Source organism: uncultured Rikenella sp. (assembly GCF_910577125.1).
Taxonomy (GTDB): Bacteria; Bacteroidota; Bacteroidia; order Bacteroidales; family Rikenellaceae; genus Rikenella.
The window spans coordinates 1-9,692 of sequence record NZ_CAJTMN010000076.1 but is presented as its reverse complement, the minus strand read 5'-3'; the positions used below and the strand labels follow the sequence as shown (position 1 = coordinate 9,692).

The 9,692-nt window shown below is 63.1% G+C and carries 8 protein-coding genes; 3 read left to right on the top strand and 5 right to left on the bottom strand.

Annotated elements, in window-relative coordinates; translation table 11 throughout:
* Positions 1-59: 59 nt before the first annotated feature.
* From QZ292_RS07950 to QZ292_RS07930, 5 genes are all read right to left on the bottom strand, one after another.
* The gene (locus QZ292_RS07950) at positions 60-965 is read right to left on the bottom strand and encodes a DUF3137 domain-containing protein (RefSeq protein WP_294600325.1); all 906 of its coding nucleotides are present in this window, start codon (positions 963-965) and stop codon (positions 60-62) included.
* Positions 965-1,534 (bottom strand): LemA family protein, encoded by a 570-nt coding sequence (locus tag QZ292_RS07945; RefSeq protein ID WP_294600322.1) that lies wholly within the window; start codon positions 1,532-1,534, stop codon positions 965-967. The genes QZ292_RS07950 and QZ292_RS07945 overlap by 1 nt, the downstream gene beginning before the upstream one ends.
* A gap of 19 nt (positions 1,535-1,553) precedes the next feature.
* Positions 1,554-3,743 (bottom strand): glutamine synthetase III, encoded by a 2,190-nt coding sequence (locus tag QZ292_RS07940; protein ID WP_294600320.1) that lies wholly within the window; start codon positions 3,741-3,743, stop codon positions 1,554-1,556.
* Positions 3,744-3,779: 36 nt separating this feature from the next.
* Positions 3,780-4,814: an aspartate--ammonia ligase gene (gene asnA / locus QZ292_RS07935; RefSeq protein WP_294600317.1), complete on the bottom strand. Its 1,035-nt coding sequence runs from the start codon at positions 4,812-4,814 to the stop codon at positions 3,780-3,782.
* Between the two features lie 92 nt (positions 4,815-4,906).
* On the bottom strand, positions 4,907-7,408 hold the full coding sequence (locus QZ292_RS07930) for a TonB-dependent receptor (protein WP_294600315.1): 2,502 nt from the start codon (positions 7,406-7,408) through the stop codon (positions 4,907-4,909).
* Positions 7,409-7,460: 52 nt separating this feature from the next.
* Between QZ292_RS07930 and QZ292_RS07925 the strand changes: the two genes are divergently transcribed.
* From QZ292_RS07925 to lipB, 3 genes are read left to right on the top strand one after another with little or no spacing between them, the layout of a single operon-like run.
* On the top strand, positions 7,461-7,616 hold the full coding sequence (locus QZ292_RS07925; protein ID WP_294600313.1) for a hypothetical protein: 156 nt from the start codon (positions 7,461-7,463) through the stop codon (positions 7,614-7,616).
* A gap of 25 nt (positions 7,617-7,641) precedes the next feature.
* Positions 7,642-8,571 carry a lipoyl synthase gene (gene lipA, locus QZ292_RS07920; RefSeq protein ID WP_294600311.1) on the top strand — a complete coding sequence of 310 codons (930 nt, stop codon included), beginning with the start codon at positions 7,642-7,644 and terminating at the stop codon, positions 8,569-8,571.
* Entirely contained in the window at positions 8,568-9,263 is a 696-nt protein-coding gene (gene lipB / locus QZ292_RS07915) for a lipoyl(octanoyl) transferase LipB (RefSeq protein WP_294600308.1), read from the top strand. The genes lipA and lipB overlap by 4 nt, the downstream gene beginning before the upstream one ends.
* The last annotated feature ends 429 nt before the right edge of the window (positions 9,264-9,692 follow it).

Below are 9,692 nucleotides of genomic sequence, written 5' to 3'. Positions count from 1 at the left end.
GTTCTCTTTGTTCACAAAGAGAACAGTACCCTCCAGATAAGGCGCAAATAAACGAGCGGTTATTCTTTTGTCCAGATGCGAGTGTTCATGTTGAGCTCTTCGATCAGCCCCGTCAGTTCGCGCACCGCCGCGATGTCACGGCGGATACATTCCGACATCGAGAGCCAGAGTCCTGCTTCGTAGTGGTTCCGCGAGCAGTCGCGCGCCACCATGATGCATGAGCCCGTGAAGCTGATCCGCAGGCGGCGGGGATATTTCTTCGCCAGCTGCAGGATGCGTTCCATCAGGTGCGGGGTCAGGATATACCGGGCTTCGACCTGGTCGGTCGAGCAGACCAGGAAGTGGCGCATCAGGGCTGTGTTTTCCAGCAGCACCCGCTGTTTCCCGGCCAGCCATTTCGCGCCCCAGAAGTTCGGCACGAGGGTGGTTTGTCCGGCGAAGTCCTTGTTGAAGTCGGCCACGAAGAAGAAGCCCCGGAAGATTTTCACCCAGGTTGTGCGCGTACCTCTCGGAGTGTGCACGGTGCGCTCCTCCAAGGCCTTCACTTCGGCGAAACGGAATTCCGTCTTGCCGATCCGGCCTTCGAACAGGTCTTCCGTCGTGTAGCGGTCGGGGGCGACGGGAAACAGGTTGCTTTCGATGAAGTCCCGTTTGTCGATGCCGCCGGTCGCGTCGTATTCTCCTTCGTCGCAGAAGTGCCGGACGAGTTGCGGTATGATCTCCTCTTTGTACTGTCGGGTGAGCTCTTTCGACAGGTATCCCCAGATGCCGCCCAGCGTGAGAACGGCTGCAACGGCGGTGATCCAGCCCCATGTGTCTCCGCCCAGCGCCCGGCCGAGCAGAATTCCTCCGGCGCAAATCGCCGCCCACATCCACCACAGTCGTCGGTAACGGGCCTGTTTGTGGGGAAAAGAGCCCCGATTGACGGTCAGGGGCTCGGATGTCGGGATTGCAGCCTCTTCCATCAGTTATCTCCGAACAGGGACTTGACCTGCGGCACTTGCCGTTCCGCTTCCGGCGTCTCGAGCACCTGCTCCGGCTGGAAGTGGCCCATGCCGGCGATGATCGATGCCGGAAAAACCTGAATCGAGTTGTTGTAGTCGGTCACCACTGCGTTGTAGGTGCGTCGCGCCGCCGAGAGCTGCTCTTCCAGCTCGTTGAGCGTGCGTTGCAGGTGCATGAAGTTTTCCGAGGCCTGGAGTTCCGGATACCGTTCGGCCACGGCGTAGAAGTTCCGCACGCCGACCCCGAAACCCGAGTCGAACTGTTGTTTCTCTTGGGTCGACAATTCGTCGTAGCTCTGTTTCCCGCTCCGCAGTGCCGTCACTGATGTGAAGACTTCCGCTTCGTGCGCCGCATAGCGTTTGACGGTCTCCACCAGATTGGGCAGCAGGTCGAACCGCTGTTTGAGGATGGCGTCGATCGCTCCGCGCGCGTTGGCGATCTGGTTGCGCCGCCGCACGAATCCGTTGCGGATCGAGATCGGGGCGATGATGAAAAGCAGCAGGCAGACTGCCAGAATGATCCAAGGCATGGTTTTGCGGTGTATCGGGTTATTTCAAAAAGAGGAGCTCCCGGTATTTCGGCAGTGTCCACATCTCGTTGTCGACGATGAGTTCGAGCTTGTCGATGTGGTAGCGGATCGACTCCATGAGCGGGAGGATCTTGTCGTGGTATTCGATCGCCTTGGCCCGTTCGTCGGCGATGCGGTTGGCCACTTTCCGCGCTTCGACCATCTCTTCGACCTGCCGCTGCACCTCTTTCATGTGTTCGGCCAGTTTGACGATCAGCAGGCGATCCTGTTCGGCCAGCTGTTTCGCCTCGTCGGCCGGGAAGATCTCGCCGAATTTGGCCACCTTGTCGAGCAGCATGCTCTGGTAGCGCGACGCCACCGGCAGGATGTGGTTCATCGCCAGGTCGCCCAGCACCCGTGCCTCGATCTGTATCTTTTTGGTGTAAGTCTCCCATTCGACCTCCGTCCGTGCTTCGAGCTCGACCTTCGAGAGGACGCCCGTCGAGGTGAAGAGTTCGATCGACTCCTGGGTGAGGAACCGGTCGAAGATCAGCGGCGCGCTGGTCTCCGTGTCGAGCCCCCGTTCCCGGGCCTCCTGTTTCCAGGCGTCGCTGTACCCGTTGCCGTCGAACCGCACCGGTTTGCATTCGCGGATGTAGTCCCGCAGGACAGTGAAAATGGCCTTTTCGATCGGCATCCCCGTGGCCGAGAGTTCGTCGATCTGTCGGCGGAAGAGCTTCAGTTGTGCCGCCACCGCCGTGTTGAGCACCGTCAGCGCCCCGCCGCAGTTAGCCGACGAGCCCACCGCGCGGAATTCGAACCGGTTCCCCGTGAAGGCGAACGGCGATGTCCGGTTGCGGTCGGTGTTGTCCAGCAGGAGCTCCGGAATGGAGGTCACCCCGAGCCGGAATCCCGCCTTCTCGTCCACCACGATCGCCTCTTCGGACGACGAGTTCTCGATCTTGTCGAGCACTTCGCTGAGCTGCCGTCCGAGGAAGACCGAAATAATCGCCGGCGGAGCCTCGTTGGCTCCCAGCCGGTGCGCGTTGGTCGCGCTCATGATCGACGCCTTGAGTATCCCGTTGTATTTGTAGACGGCCATGATCGTATTGACCAGGAAGGTGACGAAGAGGAGGTTGTCCTTCGGCGTCTTGCCCGGCGAGAAGAGGTTCACGCCGGTGTCCGTCCCGAGTGACCAGTTGTTGTGTTTGCCCGATCCGTTGATCCCTTTGAACGGCTTCTCGTGCAGCAGGCAGCGGAAACAGTGTCGTCTCGCTATGCGATGGATAACGCTCATCAACAGCAGGTTGTGGTCGTTCGCCAGGTTGGTCTCCTCATAGATCGGAGCCAGTTCGAACTGGTTCGGAGCCACCTCGTTGTGCCGGGTCTTGACCGGGATGCCGAGCTTGAGCAGCTCGACGTCCAGATCGCGCATGAATGCCGCCACCCGGGTCGGAATCGCTCCGAAATAGTGATCCTCCAGCTGCTGGTTCTTCGCGCTCTCGTGTCCCATCAGCGTCCGCCCCGTCAGCACTAAGTCCGGACGTGCCGCCCACAGCCCTTCATCGACCAGAAAATACTCCTGTTCCCAACCTAAAAACGATGTTACCCGTTTGACCTGCGGATCGAACAGCCGACACACGTCGGTCGCCGCCCGACCCACCGCGTCGATCGACTTCAGCAGCGGGGTCTTGAAGTCCAGCGCCTCGCCCGTGTAGGCGATGAAGACGGTCGGAATGCAGAGGGTCGTCCCCACGATAAAGGCCGGCGAGGTCGGATCCCACGCCGAGTATCCCCTGGCCTCGAACGTGTTGCGGATCCCGCCGTTCGGAAAGCTCGACGCGTCGGGCTCCTGCTGGATGAGCAGCTTGCCCGAGAACTCCTCGATCATCCCGCCGTGTCCGTCGTGCTCCACGAAAGCGTCGTGTTTTTCGGCCGTCCCGCCGTTGAGCGGCTGGAACCAGTGCGTATAGTGCGTCGCCCCCATCTCCAAAGCCCATTGCTTCATCCCGGCGGCCACGTTCATGGCCAGTTCGCGCGAGAGCGGAGTGCGGTTTTCCATCGTATCCACCAGCGCCATGTAGACGTTCTTGGGCAGATACTTGCGCATCCGGTCGCGGTTGAAGACGTACATGCCGAAATACTCCGACGGCCGTTCCGCCGGCAGCGCCACTTCGTTCGCTTTGCGCCGGATGGCTTCGTCCACGACTTTGAATCTGAGTGAGGTCATAGTATAACAGGGTAATTGGTTAGGTTCCGTGAATGGTTATTTGAGTTCGATTCCGGCCCGGAGACACGCCTCGCGCATCTCGTCCGGCCAGACGGAGGCCTGGACTTCGCCGATGTGGGCGCATCGCAGCAGGAACATGCAGAGCCGCGACTGTCCGATCCCGCCGCCGATCGACAGGGGGAGTTCGCCGTCGAGCAGGGCCCGGTGGAACTCCAGCCCGGCCCGCTCGGGACATCCCGCCTCTTCCAGCTGCCGGGTCAGGGCCGCCGCGTCGACCCGGATGCCCATCGACGAGAGCTCGAAAGGCGCCTCCAGCACCGGGTTCCACAAGATGATGTCTCCGTTGAGCCCGGCATGGCCCGCTTCGTTGACCGTGCTCCAGTCGTCGTAGTCCGGCGCCCGTCCGTCGTGCTTCGTCCCGTCCGAGAGCCGTCCGCCGATGCCGATGATGAAGACCGCTCCGTACTCTTTGGCCGCCTCCCGTTCGCGCTCCTTGGGCGTGAGGCCCGGATACCGCTGCAGGAGCTCTTCGGCCTGAATGAAGGTGATCGCCTCCGGCAAGACCGGCGTGATGTGGGGGAACCGTTCGTAAGTCGCCGCCTCGACCTCGCGCAGCACGTCGTAAATGTCCCGCACCACCCCTTTCAGGTAAGCGAGGTTGCGCTCTTCGGCCCGCATCGTCCGCTCCCAGTCCCACTGGTCGACGTAGAGGGAGTGGAGGTTGTCCAGCTCTTCGTCGGCCCGGATGGCGTTCATGTCGGTATAGAGTCCGTACCCCGGCGCGATGCGGTACTGGGCCAGTTTCATCCGTTTCCACTTGGCCAGCGAGTGCACCACTTCGGCCCGCCGTCCGCCCATGTCCCGGATCGGGAACGATACGGCCCGTTCCGAGCCGTTGAGGTCGTCGTTGATGCCGGTGCCCGAGAGGACGAAGAGCGGCGCGGTCACCCGCCGCAGGCCTAATTTTTTGGAAAGACACTCCTGAAATCGCTCCTTGAGCAGCCGGATGGCGCTTTCCATGCTGTTTCCGTTCAGACTTGCTCGGTAGTAGGGAGGGATTGTCAGGGCCATCGGGAGAGAGTGTGTGAAAGACGTTGTGATTGAAGCGACAAAGATAGCGAAATTTCCTCCGAGTGGTGCAGCTTCGGGCGTGCTTTCTTGCGTCAGAAGCGGTAGGAGGCGGTGGTGAAGAAGGTGATGCCCCGGGCGTAGTAGTATTTCGAGGCCAGCGGCAGGTAGACGCCGTCTCGTTTGTACAGCCGTGAAGACTCGTAGCCGCTGGCCCGGATCGTGCGGCGGTTCAGCAGGTTGTCGACGCCGGCGTAGATGCCTAACCGGTGGCGGGCTTTGAAATAGACGGTTTTGCCGATGAAGAGGTCGACGGTCGCCCCGCCGCCTAGATTTTCCTGCTCGGCCGCCATCATCCGGGCTTCGGGCGTGTATCTCCACCGCTCCACTGCCGACTCGCTGCGCCGGAGCGGCGTCGGCGCGATGTAGTTGCCCGTCCACCCCTTCAGCGTCGCGGTGAACACCCAGCCCCGCGGAGCGTATTCCAGCTCCAGCGCGCCGATCGTCTGGGGCCCCGTGGCTGTGTGCAGTCCTCGGTAGTAGACCGTTTCGGTGGCGATCACCTCGCCCGTGCTCTCCCGGATGACGGTGGCCTGCGGATTCGACGTGTAGCGGCAGTCGGTCACCGCCGCGGCCGCCTTCAGCTGTAACCGCGGCCCCAGCCGTATTTCGGCCGACAGCTCCAGACCGATGTGGCGCGTGTCGATCCCTGTCATCGGGTAGTTGCAGAAACCGTAGGTCAGGTCGTTGTAGAACCGGCGCACCTCCGTCCGGTCGCGTACCTCCGCCGCGAAGAGCGCTGCATGGGCCTGGAGCAGCGGTGTCCGGTAGTCTGCCCGCAGCTCCGCCTCCAGCATCCGCTCGTTTTTCAACCCCGGTACGAAGGCGTTGCGGTACTCTGGCGAGATGAAGGCGCCCGAGGGGGTCGGCGCGAGGCTCCGGGCGGCGAACCGAAAACCGATCCGCAGCCGTCCGCCCTGATGGTAGCCTGTGCCGCCCTCTACGCTCCACTCCGGGTGGGCCGACCAGGGCGACCAGCCGAACGACTCGGCGCCCGGAAAGTTCTGCTTGTCGTAGTAGCCGAAGCGTCGGAAGGCTGTTGCCCCGGCCGATCCGGCCGCTTCGAACTCCCACTGCCTCCACCGGTGCGTGAAACGGGCCCAGGCGTGCGGCCGGATGCTCTGCATGGAGTATTTGTATCCGAACGTGTCGCCCTCGTGCACCTCCCGGTTCGGGTAGCGCATGTCGTTCTGCGTGCCGTTCGGCGCATCTTCCGGGTTCTCGGCGAAGACGTCCACGTCCAGCCAGTAGCTGCCGCCCAGCAGGTCGTCCAGCTGTTTGAAACAGAGGTTGTCCGCGGCGACGCATTCGATTCCGCCCCGGAGCGCGGTCTGCGGGCCGGGACGCCATTCGGCGACGGTCTGCAGGGTGAATTCCCGGTAGTCGCACATCCGGCTGGCCAGGATGTAATGCGCTCTCGGGCCACTGTCCCGGTTTTGTGCCACGAGGGACGTCCAGTCGATCTGGCGTGTGGCTTCGTCGGTTCGCCACCGTTCGGCGACGAGCTCTCGTTCGTCGCTCTCCTCGGGATAGAAGCTCGGCAGGTAGCGGTAGTAGTCGGGATGGGGGTTCGGCGCGTCGTACCAGTCGAGAGCCGAGAAGCCCGACCGGCCGAATCGGGCGCCGGCCGTCGCGGTGATCCGCAGCGCGTCGCCCGAGTCGTAGGCATAGGTCAGCAGGGCGATCGGCTGGGCGGAGGTGCGGATGCGGGCCGACCGCCGCGAGTCGTTCCACCGGCCCCAGGCGGGGTTGTAGAGGTTGTCGCCGGTCAGGGAGAAGGCCTCTTCGGTCGAGGCGGCGGCCAGCGCCCGCCGGTTCGGTGCGTACCAGGCGGTCAGGGCGATCCGGTGGCGGTCGCCGCCGAACCGCTTCGAGACCGAGCCGAAGAGGGCCCAGCTGTCGTTCCACGTCCCCTCGACCGTGTACGAGCCGTCGCCGTCGCCCGCCCGGCTCCGGCCGGCGAAGAGGGAGTAGCCCCAGCCGTTTCGGGCGTTTTCGCCGGAGCGATAGCCGGCCGACCCGCGGAGGGTATAGGTGCGGTTGGAGGTGGAGAGGGAGACTTTCCCGCCGCGTGTCTGTTGCCACGGAAGGATCTGTCGCTCTTCGGAGCCTCCTGCCGCGCCGGTCGATGTCTCTCCGGGAAGGCGGAAGCCGATGTCGTCGAGGCCGTAGATCGCGTTCCAGGCCGGAGTCCCTCTCTCCTGCTCGACGAGCGGCAGGCCGCCCATGCGGAGTGTCCGGTAGCGGTTGTCGTAGCCGCGGGGTCTGTAGCGCAGAAATCCGAATTCGAAACCGGCGATCTCGTTCCAGTAGTCGTCGTAGGCGTGCAGCGGAGCGAACCCGAACGGACCTTCGGCGGCATCGAGCCGCCACGAGATCGAATCGGTCGTTTCCGTCCGGCCGGTCTGTGCGGTTGCGGCGTGCGGGCCGGACAACAGCAGGATGATCGCCAGTGCCGTTCCGCACCGCTTCCGCCGGGGGTCGGGCCGGGAGGGCGCTCTCTTTCGGGCGGTCGGATATGTGGCGGAGGGTTGCACGCGGCGACAAGGTAGGGAGTTTTCGGGAGGGATATTTTGCCGGGATTCGATTATGTTACGATTCGGACTTTCTGCGGTATTTTCGGGTGCCGCAGGGACGGGCGGCGGGCTGTTCGGGCTCTTTCTCCGGATGGGGACGCGAGGGGCGGCGGAGGAGGAATTCCGGATCGGGGTTCGGAATTTCGGAGGATTTTTCGTTACTTTGTAACATCTGAAAAAATGAAAAACCGCTAATGCCTTGCACGCATGAGAAAGTCGGCACGCACAAACCGGAATGGCTGAAAATAAAGCTTCATAACGATCCGCGTTATGCCGCTGTCGCTGCACTCGTGCGGCGGCACGATCTACATACGATCTGTTCCAGTGGCCGGTGTCCCAATATTTCGGAGTGCTGGAGCAGGGGAACGGCTACCTTTATGATCGGGGGCGATGTCTGTACGCGCGCCTGCCGGTTCTGTGCCACGAAGTCGTCGGCTTCGCCGGCGCCGCTCGATGCGGCCGAGCCGGAGCGCATCGCCCGGTCGGTGCAGCTGATGGGGCTGCGCCATGCGGTGATTACGTCGGTGGATCGCGACGACCTGCCGGACGGAGGGGCGGCACATTGGGCGGAGACGGTGCGGGCGATTCGCACGCTCAATCCGGAGACTACCATCGAACTTCTGATACCCGATTTTTCGGGCGATACGGGCCTGCTCGACGTCGTTCTGGACGCCGGGGCGGACATCGTGGGGCACAATCTCGAAACCACGGCCCGGCTGACACCGACGGTGCGCGACCGCCGGGCTTCTTACGACACATCTTTACACGTATTACGCTATGTCGCGGCGCGGGGAGCGGCTCTCGGGCGGGACGATCTGGCCAAAAGCGCTCTGATGGTGGGCTTGGGCGAGACGTTCGACGAGGTGCTCGGCGCACTGGACGACCTGGCGGAGGCGGGGGTGAGGCGGATGACGATCGGGCAGTACCTGCAGCCTACGCCGAAACACTATCCGGTGGCGGAATATGTCCATCCGGATACTTTTGCCCGTTACGAGGCGGCGGCGGTGGAGCGGGGGATCGTTTATACGGAGAGCGGGCCGCTCGTACGTTCTTCTTATATGGCGGATCGGCTGGCGCCGAAAATGCAGAGGCCGTTGGACACTTTAACGGCTCGGGAGGGATGATCGAGGTACGGGACGAGGGGGTGATTGACTACGGGGCGGCGTGGGAGCGGCAGCGGGGCTTTTTCGACGAGATGCTGGGGCGTGTCGCGGCGGGGGCGGCGGACGAGGCGCGGGGGGTGCTGATGTTGTGCGAGCATCCGCATGTCTATACGCTCGGCAAGAGCGGGCGGGAGAACAACCTGCTGGTGAGCGAGGCGTTTTTGCGTTCGATTGGGGCGACTTATTACCGGATCGACCGGGGCGGGGATATCACCTATCATGGGTACGGGCAGCTGGTGGGGTATCCGATTCTGGATCTGTCGTCTGTCGGGGAACGGGGGTTGGGGCTTCGGGAGTATATCGATCGGCTGGAGGAGAGCGTGATGGCGACGATTGCGGAGTGGGGGATCGAGGGGTGTCGGGTTCCGCATGCGACGGGGGTATGGCTTCCTGCGGCGGGGGGGCGGCCGGAACGGAAAATTTGTGCGATCGGCGTTCGGGCTTCGCGGTATGTGACGATGCATGGTTTTGCGCTGAACGTGACGACCGATTTGAAATATTTCGACTACATCAACCCTTGCGGTTTTACGGACAAGGGGGTGACTTCGGTGGCGGCGGAGCTGGCGGGAACGGGCCGTCCGGTGCCGACGATGGAGGAGGTGAAACGGGTGTACGTCAGCCACTTTATGCGTCTGTTCGGCGGCTCGCGATAGATAGGGGCTGCTTAATTGTTGCGGGCGGCCTTGGGGTAGAGGCTGCCGCAGCAAAACGCAGTTTTGCCCGTCCACGGGACGTGGGGCCCGGCCGGCCCGAGGCCAGTCGAAGCTCGACCGCGCGCCACGTCTTAAAGGGGAAATCGTCAAAATGTGCGGGCACATTTTGACAAGATTTCCCAAGGCGCGCGGAAAAAGGCGGCGGAGCGATAGCGGAGCCGCAGTGAGGCGGACACGGGGCGGTGCTTGGGGCCGTGATTGTTCTTCGGGTGCGAAAACCGCTTGCGGTTTTCGCGCCGCGCTGGGCCGGGCAGAGGGCGGAGAATTGGGCGAAAATTAGGGCGGAGCTGTTGGCCGTACTTTGTTCTTTGCTGTTGCGACCCGCAGGGTCGCGCAGTCCGACGCCCCGGCAGGCGGAGGACTGCAACT

Excerpts from the sequence above, each read along its gene's own strand:
- QZ292_RS07950 (WP_294600325.1), bottom strand. The coding sequence starts at position 965 with ATGGAAGAGGCTGCAATCCCGACATCCGAGCCCCTGACCGTCAATCGG.
- QZ292_RS07945 (WP_294600322.1), bottom strand. The coding sequence starts at position 1,534 with ATGCCTTGGATCATTCTGGCAGTCTGCCTGCTGCTTTTCATCATCGCC.
- QZ292_RS07940 (WP_294600320.1), bottom strand. The coding sequence starts at position 3,743 with ATGACCTCACTCAGATTCAAAGTCGTGGACGAAGCCATCCGGCGCAAA.
- asnA (WP_294600317.1), bottom strand. The coding sequence starts at position 4,814 with ATGGCCCTGACAATCCCTCCCTACTACCGAGCAAGTCTGAACGGAAAC.
- QZ292_RS07925 (WP_294600313.1), top strand. The coding sequence starts at position 7,461 with ATGTTACGATTCGGACTTTCTGCGGTATTTTCGGGTGCCGCAGGGACG.
- lipA (WP_294600311.1), top strand. The coding sequence starts at position 7,642 with ATGCCTTGCACGCATGAGAAAGTCGGCACGCACAAACCGGAATGGCTG.
- lipB (WP_294600308.1), top strand. The coding sequence starts at position 8,568 with ATGATCGAGGTACGGGACGAGGGGGTGATTGACTACGGGGCGGCGTGG.